This is a genomic window from Burkholderia sp. Ac-20365 (assembly GCF_017104715.1).
Taxonomy (GTDB): Bacteria; Pseudomonadota; Gammaproteobacteria; order Burkholderiales; family Burkholderiaceae; genus Paraburkholderia.
Window position 1 is genome coordinate 290,529 of sequence record NZ_JAAGPI010000003.1, and the last position, 20,143, is coordinate 310,671.

General features: G+C 59.1%; 4 protein-coding genes, 4 pseudogenes and 1 other annotated feature. Of the genes and pseudogenes, 6 read left to right on the top strand and 2 right to left on the bottom strand.

All coding sequences use genetic code 11. The features are described 5' to 3' along the window. Positions 1 to 134: 134 nt before the first annotated feature. Positions 135 to 577, bottom strand: a pseudogene (locus tag G3O01_RS07785) (transposase); the annotation flags it as partial. Next, positions 183 to 299, bottom strand: a sequence feature (AL1L pseudoknot). Its footprint overlaps the pseudogene before it by 117 nt. Before the next feature lie 625 nt (positions 578 to 1,202). Beyond that, a complete protein-coding gene (locus G3O01_RS07790) occupies positions 1,203 to 3,566 on the bottom strand; it encodes a hypothetical protein (RefSeq protein ID WP_205803937.1) in 2,364 nt (787 codons plus the stop codon). Between the two features lie 236 nt (positions 3,567 to 3,802). Here G3O01_RS07790 and G3O01_RS45185 point away from each other — a divergent pair. The 6 genes and pseudogenes from G3O01_RS45185 to G3O01_RS07820 form a co-directional block, all read left to right on the top strand. Continuing rightward, positions 3,803 to 3,958, top strand: a pseudogene (locus G3O01_RS45185) (IS5/IS1182 family transposase); the annotation flags it as partial. 341 nt (positions 3,959 to 4,299) lie between these two features. Next, positions 4,300 to 5,641 (top strand): annotated as a pseudogene (locus tag G3O01_RS07800) (IS5 family transposase). A gap of 1,229 nt (positions 5,642 to 6,870) precedes the next feature. After that, a complete protein-coding gene (locus G3O01_RS07805) occupies positions 6,871 to 12,738 on the top strand; it encodes a hypothetical protein (RefSeq protein ID WP_205803938.1) in 5,868 nt (1,955 codons plus the stop codon). After that, positions 12,735 to 17,093, top strand: a complete 4,359-nt coding sequence (locus tag G3O01_RS07810; protein ID WP_205803939.1) for a hypothetical protein — start codon at positions 12,735 to 12,737, stop codon at positions 17,091 to 17,093. The genes G3O01_RS07805 and G3O01_RS07810 overlap by 4 nt, the downstream gene beginning before the upstream one ends. 56 nt (positions 17,094 to 17,149) lie before the next feature. Then, positions 17,150 to 17,977: a hypothetical protein gene (locus G3O01_RS07815; RefSeq protein ID WP_205803940.1), complete on the top strand. Its 828-nt coding sequence runs from the start codon at positions 17,150 to 17,152 to the stop codon at positions 17,975 to 17,977. Between the two features lie 1,565 nt (positions 17,978 to 19,542). Continuing rightward, a pseudogene (locus G3O01_RS07820) lies at positions 19,543 to 20,112 on the top strand (tyrosine-type recombinase/integrase); the annotation flags it as partial. Between the last annotated feature and the right edge of the window lie 31 nt (positions 20,113 to 20,143).

A 20,143-nucleotide genomic window follows, 5' to 3' on the forward strand; every position in this document is an offset into this window, starting at 1 on the left:
ACAGACCGCCAGAAGCGGCCGTTGGACTCTCAAGGCTGGATTGTTGACAATTTGCAGTAGTGTGATCGTTCGCCGTTTAGCGGCTGACAGTCATTTCCCTCAGCCATCATGCGCTTCAGGATTGCGCGAACAGAGCGCCGCGACGGATCACGAAGCTGCGCGGCATGGCGTCGGTAGCCCGACGGGGCAATCCGCAAGACCTTGCAGATCGGCTCTTCCCCGAAGGTGTCGAGATGCTGATCGATGAAGGCCTTCAGGACTTGAAACGGCGGTCGAGCTCCGCCTGGGCGAAAAACGCGCTCGCGACCTTGAGAACTTCGTTGACACGACGCAACTCCTTGACTTCGCGCTTCAAGGCCTTGAGGCGCTCGCGCTCGTCTGTGGTGCCATCGCGCTCACCGTGGTCGACCTGGTCGCGCTTGACCCACTCGTGCAGTGTCTGCGGTGTGCAGCCGATCATCGGCGCAATCGATTCGACCGCCGCCCACATCGATGGATGTTCGCTACGCGGCTCGCGCACCAAACGCACTGCGCGCTCTCGCACTTCCGGGGAAAACTTGGTTACCTTCTTGTTCATGGCTCCATTTCCCTCAAGAGTTGGAGCCTCCACAAAATCCGGGGCGATTCATCCAACGCGCGGCGACGAAGCGAGCGATAGGACACAGCGTCGCGCTGGAGTCAAAGCGCGAATTGCCATACATCGCCGAAAATTGGACGGAAAGCAAATCCTCAGCCCGTTTATCGCTAGTGAAGCCCGTTTCCAACCGATGCTGTTCAAACGTCCAAATGCATATGATCGAAAAAATCGTTCTAATATCGCGCGCAAGTCCAAGCGGTGGAGAATCTTACCGCGGATGAGACGCAGCGGTATCGCGCGGCCCGGCGAAGCGATCGACAGGCGAAGCCCAGCTAGATGAATCACGATCGATGGGCGCGCGAATCGTGCGCCTCGTTGGCTTAGTCAGGAAAGGCACATTCACCCTACCATCCGTGGAACGAGTCGTTGCTTGCCGCAAACTACGCGTTAGCGGACGAAGCTCTCCTTGCTACCTCGTTGAAGCTCGCCTTCTGTCTGCTTCCCCGTCATTTGGAGGGGCCAACGTCTTCCACGACGGCGAAAACTCTGCGCCTCAGTTCGCCGACGCGGGATCCGCACTTCTGGGCGGACGCGCTGCGCTTGCCTATGCTAGGAGTGCAATAAGTTAAAAGCCCGAGACTTCGTCGAGTCGCGTACCGTCTGCGACCAACGGAGCGCGATGCCAGCCCTTAGAACCGCGCACGAGCGTCAGCAAATAGTCGTTTCCGACGTGCGGTCGAACGCGAACAATCGCTTCGAGGTCTCCCAGCGGATGCAGGCTGTTTTGGACGAGGGCAACCGAAAGAGGTGTCTCTGCAAACGTCCTAAAAAGCTCCAGATTAATGCCACCTAGATCGGCGGCGACCAACGGACCATGCCACTTAGGCTTAGGCGCATCGTTGTCGCGCCAATAATGATGTACTTGCTGCCCGACAGGCACCAGTAACTCGAAGTTCCCATTCTCACCATAGCCCGATTGGATGAGCGCCGGATTCCCCGTTAAGCCTTGAATCTGCCCCCCCTCAGCAAAGATAGGCCAAGGCCCGTGCCATCCGTTGCTATCCATCTCGAAGAGCACGAGAGTGTTCGCACCCTCCATAGCCTCAACTAGAACCACCGCCACGAAGCTACCGAACCCGGGGCGACTCTGTATCAGCGAAACGTGAGTAGGCCAACGGGCGAGTTGGGCACGGTCGATATTAACGCCGGCAGTATAACTCCAGTCATGCACTAAAATCGGCCCTTGCCACGGCAGATTCGGATGATCGTTGTCCCGATAGTAATGTCTGAGTTCGGTTCCGACTGCTACAAGCAGTTCGAAATTCCCTTTGTGACCAAAATCCGATTGTATGAATGCCGGGTTTCCGGTAACTCCATCGAGTAACCGGTTGTCAACGCGAATAGCCCGTGAGGCATGCCAACCGCCGGCACCACGGACTTTATGCTCGAGCCAGTCCTTTCCAACTGCTGGATGGACTCGAATCACCGCTTCGAGATTCCCCGGACTTCCGTAGTTACTCTGAATCAGCGACACCGCAACCGGCACCTTTGCGACGGGTGCCACCGGCGCGACCATGCCGGTCGGATCAGCTGGAGGTTGCGCAGAGTCAGATGCGCTTGCGGGAAATGGCCCGTGCCACAACGGCGACAATAGATCATTTTCTCGCCAGCAGTGCATGAGGGATCCACCGATGAGAGCAAGTAATTCGAAGTTGCCGCGCAAACCCCACGTTGACACAATTAGATTTTGACTGCTGTGACTAGAGGGCCATAGACGAGCAGAATCGATATCTACTGCCTCATCTAAAATAACGACCTCTGCGATGTCGGCGTCGACCGCATAGTCCAACACTGCCAGCTTGATTCCCGTAGAGCTGCCATCCAGCCAGCGCAATGGCGGGGTGACCTTTCGAGCGCTCCAAAGCCTCGTGCCGCCGATCTGGAAATCCGGATATGGTTGATCCAAAATCGGATCTAAGCTGCCTCCGGGGTCAGCGTCGACAAAGATACAATTATATTTTTTGGGTTGGCCGTCCGGCCCCAAGGGAGCATGCTCGATCGGATTAAAGGCGTTGTCTGTCTGGACATGCCAAATCGCGATACCCGTGGTTGAGGCATTCGCGTCGTAACCCGAGCTGGCCACGCCTGCGCCATCTCCCCTTCCAGCGGATTGTCGTGGATTTCGGAACTCAAGGATAAAGTACTCGTTCGTTCCTCGGCCCTGATCGTAGAGGATAACTGCGCCAGCAGGATCCTGAGCCCCGGGTGCAGTAAGGCGCAGCGGCATGACATCTGGCGTCAGCTGATGCAGCCGGGGCTCGCACCACCCGAACCGCATTTTATGCCAAGGGTCCAGATGCCAAGCTTGAGTTCCTCCATCTTTACCTTCGTGTGGACCAGTAAGCGTTAGCTGTGAGTTCAGATTTCGGTAACCGTAGAGATCAATGCTTCCTAGCTGGTGCGCGAGCTCGTGAGCGGAAAGCGTCAGGCTCGTGATACCACTCACAACGCTTATCCGTTTATAGGTGTCATCAGTCTGGCCAATAGAACTATCGCCGCTATCAATGATTAGTACACCTATTTCACGCTTTGACGGATCTGAATTCCCCCATGGGTAGTTATAATCGGTGAAGTTAAACAGCCCACTGTCGCGCACGATATCCACTATCGCTGGTCTTCTAGCCCCGAGGTCCATTTCACTTAATTCAGGCGAAAGGTCGATTGGTCCGACGGTTTTAGCATGCCGCCACGTGAAACGCCCGCATGAATTCACAGAGTAGTAATCTTTTACATTGCCCGGATAGTATGGCCCGGTGTTGTTGAATGCGAAAATACTGGGAAACAGAATCTCTTCATAGCTTGAGGTTGGATGCTGAACCGGCTTGCCATTTAGATTTGCGAGTACCACCAACAAGTCCCGTTCGCCTGCCGCGTGTACTTGTGGCCCGGTGGTCAGGCCGTTGTATCCGAAGTCATAGAGTGTCGTCATCGACGTCTCCCTTTGAGGCTCCTCGTCTAGGCTCGCCTCACTAAGAAGCATTAAATGATTGCCTTGGTCTGTCAACTTCCAACGATTACTTTTGATCTCGTCATTGTTTCAGTGACGAAGAGGCCATGGCCAAACTACTCGATCATTAGTTGTGGGCACTCATTGAACCCTCTCTTGCTGCCCCCAGCCAAACCTCGCCGCTCACGATATTCCAGACGCAGACCACTGGATGACCGGCCGTGCTAACCGGCATCCTGTTCATCTTGTAGACGAGCCTGCGCGGGGACCCGCTGGCACTCGAGATGGGTTACGGCATCGGCATGAGTTGCTGGCGCCGTCTACGAGACTGGCAGGCTGCCGGCGTCTGGGACCGGCTACACGAAGTGCTGTTAACACCTCTAAAGCCTAGTCTCGATGCCACAGTCTCTCTTGATAAAGAACGGTGGTTCATATCATCGAGATAGTTTTCATAGGCATGTCCCGGCGCTCAAATGCTCAAACAATCATAGGTGTTCCGATCGCAAGTAGCTAGTCTCCGAGAGACTTATATGCCGGGACACCCGCTGACCACTTCGGTTTAGATTTCACCAATTTATGTCGCGTTCCGCTAATTAGTCGACCCTGAACAATCTGCAGAGCCATCTCTAGTGAGGCTTTGGGTCGGAAATGGTGTGAGAATTACAGGGACCTGGCATATTGATGCGTGAATTCTGCAATTCCCGGTGAGGTGCAGATAGGTCCGAAGACGCCTGTGTCGGAACAAGATTTCTTCCGGCATCCGCTGCGCGAGCAGATCAATCTGAAGCATCCGTTGGAGCGACTGGCCGAACTCATCAACTGGGAACGGCTGGGCATGTTGATGAGCGAGAGCTTCGTGTCCAGCAAAGGTCGACCCGCGAGTTCGCCGCGTCTGATTGCCTGATTGCCGGGCTACTGTATTTGCATCACGCGTTCGATCTGTCGGACGAAGAGGTCGTCTGGCAATGGATGGACAACCCGTATTGGGCAGGTGTTCACGGACGAAACTTACTTGCAGACCGAGCCGCCGATCGACCCGTCGAGCCTGACGCGCTGGCGCAAGCGGCTGGGCGAAGCCGGCGTTGAAGAACTGCTGACCGAGACGATCGAAGCCGCCAGACGCGCCGGTGTGATCAAGGCCCTCGCGCGTTAAGCGCGTGATTGTAGACACGACGGTTATGCCGACGGCGATTGCCCATCCAACCGATTCGCGATTACTCAAACGGTGTCGCGAACATCTGGTGAAGGCTGCGGCCCGCAACGGCCTGAAGCTGCGCCAGAACTACAACCGCGAGGCGCCGCGTCTGGGACTGCAGATTGGCCGCTACGCTCACGCGAAGCAGTATAAGCGTATGAAGAAGGCGTTGCGCACGCTGCGCACGCTGCGCTCGCGCGTTGGGCGGATGATGCGCGATGTGGAGCGACGGGTCACCCAAGTGGCAGAGTCAGGCCGCGTCGCCTTGCAAGAACTGATTGACCGCACGAAGCGGATTCTCTCGCAGAAGCCGAAGGACAAAAGCAAGCTCTACGCGCTGCATGCACCGGAAGTCGAATGTCTGGCCAAAGGCAAGGCGCGTACGCCCTATGAGTTCGGCGCGAAAGTGTCGATCACGACGACGCACAAGGAAGGACTGATAGTTGGCATGCGCTCGATGCCGGGCAGTCCGTACGATGGTCACACGCTTGCCGAAGCGTTGGAGCAGGCGGCGATTCTGAGCGAGGTGAGGCCGGAAGCCGCCATCGTGGATCGCGGCTACAAGGGTGTCGCCATCGACGGCGTGAAGATCCACCACCCGGGTTTGCGGCGTGGTATCACGCGCGGACTACGCGCGATGATCAAGCGGCGAAGCGCAATCGAGCCTGCCATCGGTCACATGAAAGCAGACGGAAAACTCGATCGCAACTGGCGCAAAGGCGCGCTCGGTGACGCGATGTAGGCAGTGTTGTGCGGCGCAGGCCACAATCTGCGGATGATCCTCAGGAAGCTGAAGCTTTTTTACGCCCTCGTCCTCATCGCCTTGCTAAACCGTACCGTTGCCGTCGTGCCAACAGCATGAGTTGAGTGACCGACGAAAAGAATTGTTCAGGGCCGACTAATTAAATATCGTCATTTTCCAATGCAATGCGATTCCGTCTTACATGTCATCTCGGAATTTTGCACACTAATTTTTTTATTTTAACGATCTGTATACATAGAAATATTGCAGCACGACTCCGGGACTTAAATCGTGAAATAAGAAAGTCGAAATGAGGGCACTCAGCTGTCTGTCGCCGAGTATTCAGAGCTGCGCAATGTGAATCCCCCTAGACGCACAGTTCCGGCGCCGCACAAGGTCGGCCCTCACAACGGGCAGCCAAGTGCAAACTATAACCACGTAATTAGCCGCGAGCGATACGTCAGATCAGTTTGCTGAGGGATGTTATCGCCCGTCGGGCGCTCGCATCGTCAGTGTCTCATAAAAGCACACAATTTACGGAAATGGCAGTTCGCCCTCTACACCGTCAATGACATGAGTCGCTCGAAAGCTTCAAGTTCAGCGCAGCAGTACTCTCCATCGGTCCGGCGTTGAGGCATGATAGAAAACGGCACCGACGCACTCTCCTGTAGTTAAAAAATCTAAAGTCTGTTCGGCTTCACACAGATATCCAAAGATTCAATTCGGTAGATGCCCTAACATCAACTGCGAAAAACATCACCTAATCTAGTCTTCAGACAGCTTGCAGATAGTTTAAAAAAATAAAACAATCCAAATATCTGACACGGATCTCGAATCTAGCAAGCCGTCGTGTCACTGGCAGCAGCAGTCAATGAGTCGTGGCGATGCACTGCGATTACGGGAATGGCTATCAAGGCGACTTTGGATTTCACGCATTTATTGAGTACGTGAAACTAATGTATTTAGTCTCGGATAAGAAGGAATTAAACCGACATGTTCATCCCAGCAATCACGGTGCGCGACCTTCAATCTGGCCAAAGAAATACTGTATTCACACTACCCGTCGACAAATTTTGAAATTGTGCTGATCAATCTTCGGACGTGCGGTCCAGCAGCGTCGTTAGTCGCGGCCGGGCGGCCCCCAGCGCGCCCGCCACGGCTTTCCGAAAACGAGGCGGAGGTCCGGGCGAACTTGGCGATGCAGGGAATAACGGCGAGACCGGTGAAAATGGCTCAGACGGCACTTTCGCTTTGACTTCTCTCGCTTGGAGCTTGCGACCGTATCGAATGCTTTGCTTGTTGGGTGCGGGCGGTTTAAACCTCTGCTCTGATCCAACTTTGGGGGGCTTATGGCGGATTTGGACTGGGACTTCGGCGCAGCTCAACAAACCGTCAGTCTTGCCCTAACGGCAACAAGCCAAGCCGAATCGGCCGATGAACTCTTCACGGTCACCAACTACAAGCTCGGGTGCGTCATACGGGTCATCAGGCCTCGTGATCATGTCGACCTCCTCTTCCATATCAGGGGGCTGACCTGCACCGGACTCAGCACATCTCGAAGACCGCATCTCTCGCGAATAGGCGGGGTTCCGCGGCGAAAGCTGCGCGTCATTTTCCCCCCGCAGCATGTCGCGGAAGGCATCAAGCAAAAGCCGCTCGCAACGGGCTCGTGCGAGGAGGCCACCGACTGGGGGCCGATGCCGGTGCGCATGGCCCAACCTTCTCGGCTGGTGTTCGCGATCCCGGATCAGATCAACTGGTTGCCCGAGCTGAGATTGAGCGATCTGACCGACTGGACCCCGCTGCAGCCCATCGTCCACCGACGGGCAGGCATCGGCCCGGAAATCGCTGACCAGCTCGCGGCGGCTTTTCCGGGGATGACCGTCCCGGATCTCAAGAATCTCTCGCTCAACGACGCGCAGGCGGCGATCGCTGCAGGCCTCGAGGGGCCCGCGAATGGGGAAACCGCCATCGAAATGCCGAGCCGGCTCATCCTCTCGCCTTCTGGCGCCGGGAAATGGGTCGTGCCGAAAGACTTTCCCGATGCTGGCGCAGCGCCGATCTGGACCGCACGTCTCGACAGGACCGGACGCAGATCTGTTCGCGCCGTATGGTCGACTCGGCTCGAGCCCCATGTCTTTCCGGCCGATCTCGACGAACCGCCGGTCGCGGCCGTCCCGATGCTGTCGCTCAGCCGGCGTCATCATTGGGAAATCGTTGCGCAGACATCCGTCTATGGCCTGCCTGGGCTGCGCCGCCTCGTCGCTGATCCCGCGGCCAGCGAAGATCTCGTGACAAACAGCGCCGCCGTTCCCCGCCCAACAGTAGTGCGGCCAGATATACCTATCGGATTTCTGACCGCAATTGACTCTTGCCATGGCTATGTTAATCGTGACAGCGGAATCGCGCTGGCCACGCCTTTCGAGGACGGTGACCTGATCGCCAGCGCTCTCGGAGGATTTGCGAACTTCACGTGGAAGGGCGACCCACCGAGCCTGTTCTGGGACGCAAAGGGAGATCCGATCGGCCTCAACCTCGAGCGGCTCACCTATCGCGGATACCTCGGCCGCGACACGCAAGTTGTGGCGGTCGAAAAGGCATATCTCTTCCCGCACGGCATCCGAGCCTCGCTGATCACGGTTGTTGAGCGCGCCATCTATCCCGACTACGCCCAGAACCCGATTTCCTATCTCATCAAGCGGCACTTTATCGTGACGCCCAAGAAGCCGCGCAGCTACCCGGGTCCTTACCAACCTTTTGACGGACGAGAGTTCCCACCGCGCCGTGTCGAACTTAAGACGCTGGTGACGCCCGACCTCGCCCCAATCCTCGACATACAGCTGACACTCCCCTCTGATGCCAAGCCGATCCCCCAAGGGGCGATCTTCTGGCCACAAGCGATCGAGGGCAACACGCTCTCGGACATTCTCTTTGAATGGTCCACCGAGGACGCGGCCAGCGTCCGCAGCAAGTTCATCTTCGTTCGCAATGACGTCATTAGCCGACAGGACGTCATGCGTGCGCTCGTTGACTTTTACAATGCCCAAGACGACGACCGCCGGTCCGCGTGGCTCGGCGGCGCCCGCCATCGGTATGCCAAGCCCAAACGTGAGGGCGACACCAGCTTCGATACCACGCGATGGATTCTCGCCGCGCAGGGGCGGCGCGACGGTCCGGACGGCGGAGAACATTTCGCGCGCGACGGGCGGATGGAAGGTGCGGACCAGCCGGCGTTTTACCCGCTCATGGAGCGCGGTTTCGTCGCCATGCAGAACATAGAGCAAATGCTCGGCCTCCCCCATGGCCAGGTCGAGGTCCGCTATTTCGACGGCTACAAGCGAGAAGGCATCGACACGGCGCACCAGATATTCCTGACGCTCGGCCAATCGGCTTTGCCGATGCGATCCTCAGCGCGCGCCGATCGCAGCGGGGGCGTCGCATCGGCCGATCTCAACGTGGCGGCCGTCTCACGCTTGACCGGCCCGGTCGGCGGATCGACGAAGCACGCGCTTGCTAGCAGCCCACCGGATTTCGGCCTGGCGGTCGCTGGCGAATTCGATCCAGGTCAGTTTTTTGGGAACGACGCTAAGCTCCTGGGCGTCGTACACCTCGCCGATATCGTCAGAGGTGCAACCGCCATCCTGTCGCTCGATCAAGCTCCGCGACTGCTCGACGAAACCATGCTCGGCGCACGCACGGAGTTCGTCCTGGTACAGAGCGTCGCACGTGGCTTACGCGAGGCGCTCTATGTCGACCCCGATCTTATCGGCCGCCTTGAGGCCGGAATCGCGAAGGCCGATACGCTTCTCGTCAAGTCAAAACTCCATCTCCAAGATGTTTATCCGAGCCTGATGCAGGCCATTGCGCCCTTCCGTGGTAAGCCCTCAGCGGTCCGCGAGCGACTCGACGAGGCAATCAGCGCCAACACGGCTGAAGAGATTCGTCCACCGGTCGATGCACTTGCGCCTCTCCTTCGAAACATACTCGACGCGGTCGCCGACGTAATCAAGGATCCGGTCCCCGACGTGTTCGAGGAAGTCATCGGGGCCGTCCGTCAGTCCTTTGAACTCCTGGTCGGCAAGGCCGACAGAGAAATCAACGACAAGGCAACTGCAGCATGGTCCCTGATTCTAAAATGGGTCCGGGACGCCTTCTGCGCGGCGATCGACGACGCGAACTTCGGCACCGTTCTCTTCGGAGCCCGAGGGATGCTGAGCTGCACCGAGATCTTCAAAGATCCGGTGGCGGCGCTGCGCGGACTTAAAGAAGGCCTCTACGGAGCTGCCTTTGATCAGGCCTGGCAGAGCCTTCTTGAAATCCTGGATCGCGAAGCTGACCTAGGTGCCCGTCTCGATCTGGCGCTTGAAGACCGGCGCGCCACAATTGCATCAGCTCTCAGGGCCGGCGTATCCCTTGTCGCCGATCGCCTCCAGCCTTATGACCCCCGTGTCGACGATATCCGAACGGCGCAGATCCAACAGGCGTTCCTTGATGGACTCGCCGGAGATTTTGCGAAAATCGTGACGCCATCGAGCGGCACAATGTCGCCCGACGAAGCGCTTACCTTCGTGACTGGCGTACTCGACACGTTCCCGGCCGAGGCGACCATGGCGCTCAAAGGCCGAGTTGCCTCCCTGCTTCCCACGGTGCATGCAATCGCGACCGAAGATGCGAGTGCGCTGCTCGAGGAACTCTCCATCTTTGTTGGCAACCGCCTCAAGCGGGTCGTTTTCGCGCCCCTCATGGACGAGGCAAACGCGCTTGCCGCACGCTTAAAGGCGCTTCTCGAGAACGCCGCGAGCGCAGCCTTCTCGCACGCCATTGCCATCGTCGTCAACCTATTCGACGCAGTGCTCGGGTGCAGCGAGATCGCGGCCATCGCAAAGGCCGGGCGGCGCCTGCAAGGCGTGTGCGACTCCGTCAGTGCGGCCGCTAAACTCATCGGCGACGGTGTCCTTGCGGCAAGCGCCGACCTCGATGCCGCTGCACACGCGATCAAGACCGCCGCGGGCCAGATTCAGGTTCCGCCGAACCCGATCGGATTGCCGCTGCGCGCGGCACTCGCCGCGATCAATGCAGCGACCGAAGATGTGCTCGAAGCGATCACGCGCCTCGACGCGCAGCGGCACAGGCTCGCCCAGGCGGGGGACACGGCCTGTGCACTGACGCACGACTATCTCGATCCGCTGGCAGCCATAGTTCGACTGCGGCGGTCGACGACGGACAGCCTCGTCGAGATCGCCCGCGGCTGCGAAGTAATTGAGGCGCATCTTTTGCACGGCAACCCGGTGCCGGCAGTACAAACCTCGTTCGACGAGATCGTGAAGCAATGCGCCGCACTCTCGCGCGGCCTGACGGGCATCGATGCGCTCGCCGGCCCACAACCGCTACTCGATGCCGCGATCGCACAGATCAAAGCGGCGGCCATTTCGCCTAAGGACTATCTCGACAGGCTCGACGCCGCCGCCCGAACGGTCGCGCTCGATGCCGCCGCCCTCCGGGCCGAACTCTCTGGCGCGATCGAGACTGACCGGCTTCGGGCGCTCCTCGATGGAGAGGTCAAGACGTTCCAGGAGGCACTCGATCGCCGCCTCGCCGCATTCTTGATGCAAAGTGTAGGCTTTACTTCCGACACTCTGACAGCGATGGACAAGGCCATCGAGAACGTTCTTGCTCCCTTCATGGCGGCGTTGATTCCGATTTACAGCCTTGCCGAGACGGTGTTTGCGCGCATTCTCGATACCGATCTCCACAACGAGACCCTGAACAAGGTCTACCGGCTGGCGCTCGGCGGCGATGAAAAGATCGATACGCTGGCTGCTGCGCGCCAAGATGTGGCGCTTGAAAAGGGCGAGGTCCAAGCCATCGCCAACAACCCCGATGTCACGACGGTCTCAGCGCTGATCGACCGGTATCGCCGTCACCAAGGCGCGCTAAACAAGGCTGTCGCCGCCGTGGAAGCGCTCGGCCTTACGGATGTAGGGCAAACGCTCACCGAGGCATTGCGCCACGAACTCGAAAGGATTGAAGAAGAAGTTCGCGCGCTCGTCCTACAGTTAGTACCCACCAAGCTCCAGACGCGCTATTTCTGGCCGACTGCGCTCAAGCGCTTTCCTGATTCGGAGAATGGCTGGATCTTCAAGCCGACCGACGATGCGCCGCCCGGCAAACGTCCAAGCGATCCACCGATTGGACATCCCGCGGCAAAGGCTGGATTTAATTGGCATCTATGGATCGACGGCCGTTTTTCATTCGACGTCGTGACCGGTAAGCGCGAGGTCGATATCAACGGGGTCCTGCGGCCCTTCGAACTGCGGCTCCTCGGAGCAGATTTTTGCATGCTCACCATCTCCTTTGAGGAGACACGCTTCACCTCCGTCAACGGCGCAACACCCGACTTCGCAGTCCAGGTCAAGGACGTGAAGATCGGCACGTACCTCAAATTCGTAGAAAACCTGCAGCAATGGCTGACGCCTCAGGGCAGTGGCTTTTATCTTTGCGCTGCCCAGGAATTCCCGGGGATCGAGGTCGGCTATGTCTACGATGCCGGCATCATCCAGATCGGCTCGCTGCAGTTCATCAACGTCGCTTTCCGCATTTCCGCCATCCTTCCTTTTTCGGCTGACAGCGTCTCGAAGGGCCGCGCTCTGTTCCGCTTCGCGCTCGCAAGCCGGGACCGTCCATTCCTCATTTCAAGCCCGCCTTATGGCGGCGGCGGCTGGATCCGCATCACCTGTAGCACCGACGGGATCGAGTCCATCGATCTCGCCTTCGTGTTCGGCGGCGTTGCTGCTATTAAATTCGGTCCACTCGACGCGCAAGGGCGGATCGTGGCGGGCATTCGCGTCGAGAGCCTCACAACTACCGACGGCAAGAAAGCGCACCTAATTACGGCGCTCTTCGAAGCAGTCGGCGAGGGCAACATCGCCTGCTTCTCAACCAGCGTCAGTCTCCGAGTCGCGCTTACTCAAACGACAGGCGGCGCGCTCTTCGGCGAGACCACCTACAGCTTCTCCTTTAAGGTCGGCTTCGTGCGCTTAAGTTACAGCGTATCGGCGCGCTACCGCCTTAGCAACGGCAGCGACCCGCAAGCGCTTAACCGTCTATCGCTATCGGCCACGACGCCCACACTCATCAGGACCCAGGTGCCAGTCAAGGAAACACAATGGCAATCCTATCGCGCCTTCTTCGACCTTGAGCTCCTGGAGGCAGCATGACTACGCAACGCTCGACCGCCGGTGCGGAGTTGCTCGCCATTCCCGACCGCGCAGACAGCAACACACTTCGGATCGGCATCCAGGTGACACCAAGCGCCAAAATCGCAGGTGCCATCGCGATCGACAGCTGGCCAAAGGAGATTGCGCGCCTTGCCGAACGCATGCGCATTCGCATCGGGACTTTGGCTGCCGGACAGGTCACTGAGCTGAGGGCAGTGCCCGCTCGCTCGCAGCTTGGCGCGTTCTTCGATCCTAGCCAATACTACAAGGGCAAGACGCGGCGCGATGCTGCGACAGCGATGTGGCAAGAGATATTCAAGCCCGTGGGCTTTACCGCGCTCATGGACTCGATCGCGTCCATGAGCGCCGAGCCGGCGATGCCGCCCCCCATCGCCTCCTCGCGCGTCGCGGATCTCCAGCTATTTCTCGACAAGCTTCACCTATGGCGCGAGGCGCGGGTGCCTCTTGACCGAACCGGACTCGCGCGCGACATCAGGGGGCTTGCCCAGCGCATCACAGGCTGGATGGCCGCCGGACCCAGTCCGCTTGCCGCGCCCTTAGCGAAATCGCTTGCTAGCGATTCGATGGCCGCGCGCGCCGAGCAGCTTGACCGTCTAAGGCGCGGCATCGACCATCTGCTCTCTCAGGGCGACGATCCGGCCACCCATGCCCTTGTCTTTGCCGCCAAGTTCGAGGCCGAGATCGCGACGATGTTCCGCGACCATTGGACGCGCCTCTTCGGCGAGAAAGAACCCAAGCCGCCCGTCAAAGAGCCGGATACGCTGGACTGGGGCGCCAAGCCCGAGCAAGCGGCCGGGCGCAAGCTGAGCGCGCTCCTCGCGCTGCCGACCCTGACCCATTACCTCGGGCTTGGCGTCCAGGTCGAGATCCCGCGCTCCAGCCTCGAGGGCCTTACAACCGGCGCCATCGCCGCCGAGTTCGTTGACGAGGCAGGGAACCGCGTCGGCGGCGAGACGGCCTGGACCGCCTTTGACCTCGACGGTAGCTATTTCGGACCTGCGCCTAATCCGGATGCTGTCGCGTCAGCAAAGCTCTTTCGCCAAGGTTATCTCAACCTCGGCGCGACGATCGACGGCAGCGAGCCACGTTTTGCGCTGCGCGCTGATGATGCGGTCAATACCCTCCATGACCTCGTCAGGACCACGGAGAATGAGAAAAGTCCCGACCTCAAACGCTATCGGCGCGGCCTCGCGTTATACGACCGAGCGACCCCGCAGCAACTGGAGGAGACAGAGAAGCGCGCGACGAGCGGCCCCATCACCGTCAACTATCTCGAAGACATGCTTGCCGGGGTGAGACCCGATATCGGGATCGCGAAACGCGGCGCAGTCGGTCTCGGCATGCCCCCGGAGCGGTGGCGGCCGGTGACGGCAAGGACAATAAGCTGTGTGCACGACGAGCTCGACCCGGCGTTCTACGCTGAGCCGCTGATCGCCCAACTCGCGCCGCGCGACCATGGCTATGCGCTCGCCATTACCGAATATAAAGACGGCAAGATCAGCCGCGAAGACGAACTTATGGTGTGGGCCGGCGAGAGTCTCGCCGTACACGTCCAGCGGCCGGGCGATCCCGCGCCGACCGTCGATCCTGCGCGCGACCTCGCCTTGCAGTTGACCTATAGGCTTCCGGATCCCCACACCGGCGTGACGATGCCGCCGCTGCGCGAAAGTATCGGATATGCCTGCGGGTGCCGGCTGGTGTATGTGAACGGGTCGGGGCCCCTCTTCGACGAGGCGGCCTGGAGCTATGCGCACAACCCATCGATCGTGATCGGCGACGACCGTGGCAGACCTTATCTCTTCCCGTCAGTGCAGCTTCCGCCGCCCGACGTACATCTCGCTTGGGACGATCCGATCGTCCTTGCGAACGACCCGGAGATTGAAACCGCCGGCGAGGCGAACGAGATACTCGTGGTTCGCGACGGCGAGGGATCGGCAAGGCGGCTCGTGACACCGCCGCGCGGGAGCTTCGATGGCGCCGAACAACAGCGGCTCTTCGACGCGCCCTCGCTCCACGACGACCGGCCGCTCGGGGCCTTCTCGGGTGGCAAGGCAGCGCTTTGGCTCTTCGGAGAAGACGGGCGCTTTCCCGAGGCTCGTTTCGGGCGGTCGCTTGGAAGCATTCGCTTCCTCGAGGGTAACATGCTGATGCCGGTCCCCTTGGACGGCCGCCGACGTCCTGAGATCGAAATTGGAAGTCCGGACTATATGAAAATCAAATATCGCCAGTCCCGCGGTACTGTCGCAATCCTCGGTCGACGGCGAGCACCGGCCTCGCCCACTGCATCATTCTTCCCCGACGCAAATGGTGCTCGCCTCATGGCATCGCTTGAGCGTCTCTCGGTCCTCGGAAGCGACACGCCGTTGACGACCGCCGACCGCGACTTCTGGAAGAGCCCGCAAGGGCCGGCTGACGCGCTCCCGATTATCGTCGACCTTGTGCCTGCTGCGGATGCCGCCTCGTTCGCTGCCACCCGCGAGATCGCACTTCGCGATGTCGACGGCAGGTCCGTAAATCTCCCCTATCTCAAAGCCCAATTACCCAAGGGCGAGACCTATCAACTGACCCTTGCCGGCGACACCAAGCTTGGCGATGGCGGAGCGGTTGCGCTGAAGCTTGTCCACGCCGTCAGAAAACCTCTGCGAAGCCCCGATTTTACTCCCAAGGAAACGCCAGACGAGATGCCTAGTTCGACTGGGATCGGCCTTCGCGCTGTAACTGTTACTGTCGCGAACGATGATCCTGGCTCTCCGCCAGCCGGCGCGCTCGAGACTTGGGCGCAAAAGGTCCTACGCTATGAGGCGAGCGGCATCGATATGCGCTGCTGGTCCAGCGAAGAGGGTGGGACGACGACCTTCTTCACCGGCCGGGTGGATATCGATCGAAAGTCGACGGGAAATCTGCGTTGCGAAGCGGTTTGGTGCGAATTCAACGAAGGGACGGTGAGCCGCGCCGCCAACGGTCGCTGGATTCGGAACATCGCATCCGAAACCGCCCAATTGTTCGCGCTCGAAGTCGAGCGGCTGGGCGGGGAGGGGCAGATCAACCTCCTTCGCTCGGCCCCCGAGCCCAGATTGTCCAGCCTCGCGGCGCAACGGCATGCACGCGTCACCGGCAAGCCCGGCGAACTTCGTATGCTCACCCACGCGTTCCGGGACGGCCGCGCCCGTGCGCTCGCAGTCAAAATGGTCGCGACTTCGGCCTTCATCCCGTTCTATCCTGAGGCGCCCGACCCGCCGGCGACGGGCGAATGGATCGGCCGCTACGACGTCGAATCCTCCCGCTTCGTGGCGGCGCCGACGGTCTGGACCGACTGCACCTTCCGGCCACCGCCGCCCTGCATCGATCGCGCGCTCCCACTCTTCTCGTGGAGCAAAATCGCCGGGCAGCGGGAAAGCAGTCGCCGTCTCGCCCATGTGCGCATCTTCCTCGATGAAGGCTGGTACGCCTCAGGCGAGGACGAGCGCCTCGGCGTGATCCTCCTTGGCGAAGACAACCCGGAGACCGTTTGCGACTATGAAGAGGGCCGCCTCGCGCCATATCATCGTTTCATCAGCCAGGCGGGCGCCGACCCAGTGCGCAACGGCGCGCCCGTACCCTTGCGCCTCAGCAGTCATCATTTCCGCGATGCGCCGCCCCCCGTCGAAGCCGCCCTCTTCCTCGGCGATGGGGACGGTGTTCCCGCGCTCGCCCCATCATCCGTCTCGGGTATCGCACCTCTCCGCGTCAAGATCCTGCCCTTTGCGCCGCGCTTCAGTGAGGAAGATGGGCTCTATTGTGATATCGAGCTCGATATTGGCCCGGCCTACCTCCCATTCGTTCGCCTCGGGCTCGTGCGTTATCAAGCCCATGCCGTCGACCATCTTCGGCTGTCCCATCCAATTGCTTATGACGTGCAGCTCCTTCCGGAGAGGCGTCTCTGGGTCGAGGTGCGCGACCCCAAAGGCGCAGGCAAACGGACAGTGGTAGTCGAAGGGCCCGGCTTTGAGGTTCCCGCGCTCGGGCAAGCGTCGCACAAGCCGAATATGTTGCGCCTCTCCTTGCTCAGCTGGGATGCGGTAAGCGCTGGATGGCGGCAGCACTCCGTCATAGGCGCTGCCCTTTCTCCTGAAATCGATCCACTCGCCAGTGGATATCGCTGGCGAAAGGACTTCGACCTGCCGCTGGTGGGCTACGACCCGCAGTCGTTCATGCTCGTCGCCGAAGAATATGAGCTGCTGCCTCAGGACCATCCGACTGGCGCTTATCAAAATGGCGAGTCGCTGTACGACGAGGTCGACGGCGAACGTTTGAGCTATGCCTGTTTCCAACTCCTCGCCTATCCGCGAAGCTAACGGCTAGGCCAGTCGGATGCATTCGAATCGTTTCTTCGCAACCAAGGAGAGCCAAGATGCCAAGTGTTGTGACGCTGCACATATATTCCGGGCGACAAGATCCGTCTTGGGAGCTTGATCCCCCACAGGTCGCCATCTTGCAGTCGCTTTTGTCCTCGCCCCGGGGTGCGACCTTCGCAAAGCCATCGACTGTAGCAAGCCGCCTCGGCTATCGGGGCTTTTCCGTCGAAAGCAGCCGCGTGCCCCTCCCTGCGCTCCTGACTGCGGGAGGAGGGATCGTCGAGGAAACGCGTCAAGCGCCCTCCCTTGTCGACAACGACAAAGAGATCGAGCGCTTTCTCCTCGAAACCGGCAAGCCTTATTTGACACCCAAGCTTGTTGCAAATGTCGAGCGCGAGCTTGCTGGCCCGCATCTGCTCTCGAACGACGTCACGATCTTCGCAGCGCCACCCTACAACCCGGGCAAATGGAACGACGATCCCTACATTCTCGATAACAACAACTGCTACAACTATGCCTGCGACCGGATCACCAACAGCCGAGCCCAGCCCGGTGTCGGCTCGGGCGCGAAGTTTCACCTTCTCGCCTGTGGTGATGTGGGTGCTGCATCGGTGCGCGACGGTCTCACTTCTGTCGCCGGACCCAATGGTAACCCCGCGCCGAACTCCCATTTTGCAGCGCTCGTCATGGCGCCAGACGTCGATTTCCATTGGTATCGCTTCGACACCAACGGCCGCTGGTCGCACAAGCCCGGAAGAACGAGGGCGACCGACCTTGATCAAGCTGGTCGCGTCATTCTCAACCCCGAAATTGCCGACCGTGGCGCATATGTCGATTTCTGCGGCTACTATCTGATCGATACAACGAAGGTCCGCATCGAGTGACGGCGCTGTTGACACGACACATCGGCGCTCCCGCGCAGATTCGCACTTCTCACCCTGTCATCTGGCAGTAGCGCTTGCGTGGAGCTTTAAAATTGTTGTGCGCCTTGGGAGGATCCACCGTAACAAGTATCGTGTTCAATTCGCTACCCGCGAGCGCATCTGACGTTCCACCGCGTGTCTATCCTAAGGAGCTTCCCCCTCCCGGAACCATCCCCTACGGCCGGATGATTTGCATGGGTGACGGTGAGTGTCCCGCTGGACAAATCACTCATGTAATCGGCGGCAACAACGACTTGGGAATTCGTGGAACGAGAGAAATTTGTCTCGGTTTCACCAGGAATTGTGTCAATTGCGAACGTTCGGTGCATCTCCAGAACAATGAATCACATATTCAGATACTTGCATGCGAAGGAAATGCGTTACTGCATCCACAACCTGTTTTCCGTCGAACAATGCGAGTCAGTGATTTTGGTACTTGCGGCAACGCTGTGTGAACCGATACGGGAGCATGTATCGCGAATCTGCCCCATCAGAGGCAGTGATCAATGTAGCAGCGAGTCATCGCAGTGCGATGAGCAGATTGCATCGGCTTTGCGTTATCCGGTGCCCATGTCACGCCACCCTGCCGCGCAAAACAGTGTGCGCAGCGATACCTGGCCTCTAGAAGTTGAACATTGACGCGATAATTCGCCTCACGTCCGCATCGCCAACGCGCTGATTTCAGCATGCAATGGTGAGCTGGACATGTGCTTAGCCACTCGAGTTGATGCACAACACTGTGATAACCGCGGACGAGGCAAGTATGGCAGTAGCGGAATTTGTCGCTGTATCGGTGCCGGCCTACCGGATCGACGTAGTACAAGACAAAACTGTCAACCTTTCCAAAATAAGATTGTCAATTGATTTAATGGCGACCATCCCGAGTGATAAAAACATCATAAAATCAATAGACTAGATATCCTGCACTGGAACTATCGGCGCTTCCTTCATGCGAAGCGTCAACTGAAAGGTCGCAACGCGAAATTCGACGTGCGGACTTGCTAAGAGGATCGACAGGCATCACGTCATCGGTAAGCGACGCCGCTAGTCAATCGCGGCCTATGCGGAACTGACCTTGTCTCGGATGGTCTCGGGGTATCGGCATCTAAGGTTACGAAAAAGCCTACCTTTCCAGCATATGATTTGCATCGGGGCTTGCCATCCCTCAATCAATTCGCAGTCCATATCAAATAGAAACTGGTTCTATAAATGGAGACCGTTTATCTTCTAGGCGGCGAAGACCTCTAAGATCAGATACGAGTGCCGCAAGTCGGGTCTTTTGATGTTGTAAGCTATACCTACCGCCTCGCCGTACTCGCAACGACGAAAAACACAATACTATCAATTGTTTGGGTGGCCACTTTGGTCTTCGAACATCAGTTGACTACTTTAATCCGATCTCATGTGAGTTGACGGTTTTGTTTCGTTGGAAGTGAAATTGATCTTGTCAGCCCAATCCCGCGCTTCCCTATCCAGCTTGCCTTTTCGGGGATTCTGGATTGACAGAATTATTTCGGCTTACGGCACCCGCGGCGCAGCGGCTGCGCTTCCTGCTCGATTTCGGCTATGCGACCGGGCTGCGCGCCAGCGAGCTGGTTGGTGCCGCGCTTGGGCAGGCCGAAACGGACGCACGCGGCGAACACTGGTTACGGGTCACGGGTAAAGGCAAAAAGCTCGCGCGCGTCGCGCTGCCACCGCTCGCGTGGGATGCGCTCGCGCGTTATCTGGCCGAACGCGGATTGCCGGTTGTGCCGGTGCGCTGGCATCCGGCAACCCCCATCATTGGCAGCCTCGAAATGGACAGCGGCGCGGCCATCAGCAGTGCGCGCCTGTGGATCGTGATGAGGGGGTTTTTCCTGCTCGCGGCGAAGTCGATTGAGGCCGATCATGCGCCCCTGGCGGACAAGCTGCGGCGAGCCAGCCCGCACTGGATGCGGCACACCCACGCCACGCACGCGCTGGGCAATGGTGCAGAACTGACCGCCGTCCGCGACAACCTTCGGCATGCATCAGTGTCGACCACGTCGATCTATCTGCATAGCGATGAGGTCAAACGGGCACGCCAGTTCGCAGAGGCGTTCGCCGCGCGCAAATAGCCAGCAAATGCCACTTCATACAATCCCGCCG

What these genes read in the sequence shown, in the direction of transcription:
- G3O01_RS07790 (WP_205803937.1), bottom strand. Translation starts at nt 3,566, where the DNA reads ATGACGACACTCTATGACTTCGGATACAACGGCCTGACCACCGGGCCA.
- G3O01_RS07805 (WP_205803938.1), top strand. Translation starts at nt 6,871, where the DNA reads ATGGCGGATTTGGACTGGGACTTCGGCGCAGCTCAACAAACCGTCAGT.
- G3O01_RS07810 (WP_205803939.1), top strand. Translation starts at nt 12,735, where the DNA reads ATGACTACGCAACGCTCGACCGCCGGTGCGGAGTTGCTCGCCATTCCC.
- G3O01_RS07815 (WP_205803940.1), top strand. Translation starts at nt 17,150, where the DNA reads ATGCCAAGTGTTGTGACGCTGCACATATATTCCGGGCGACAAGATCCG.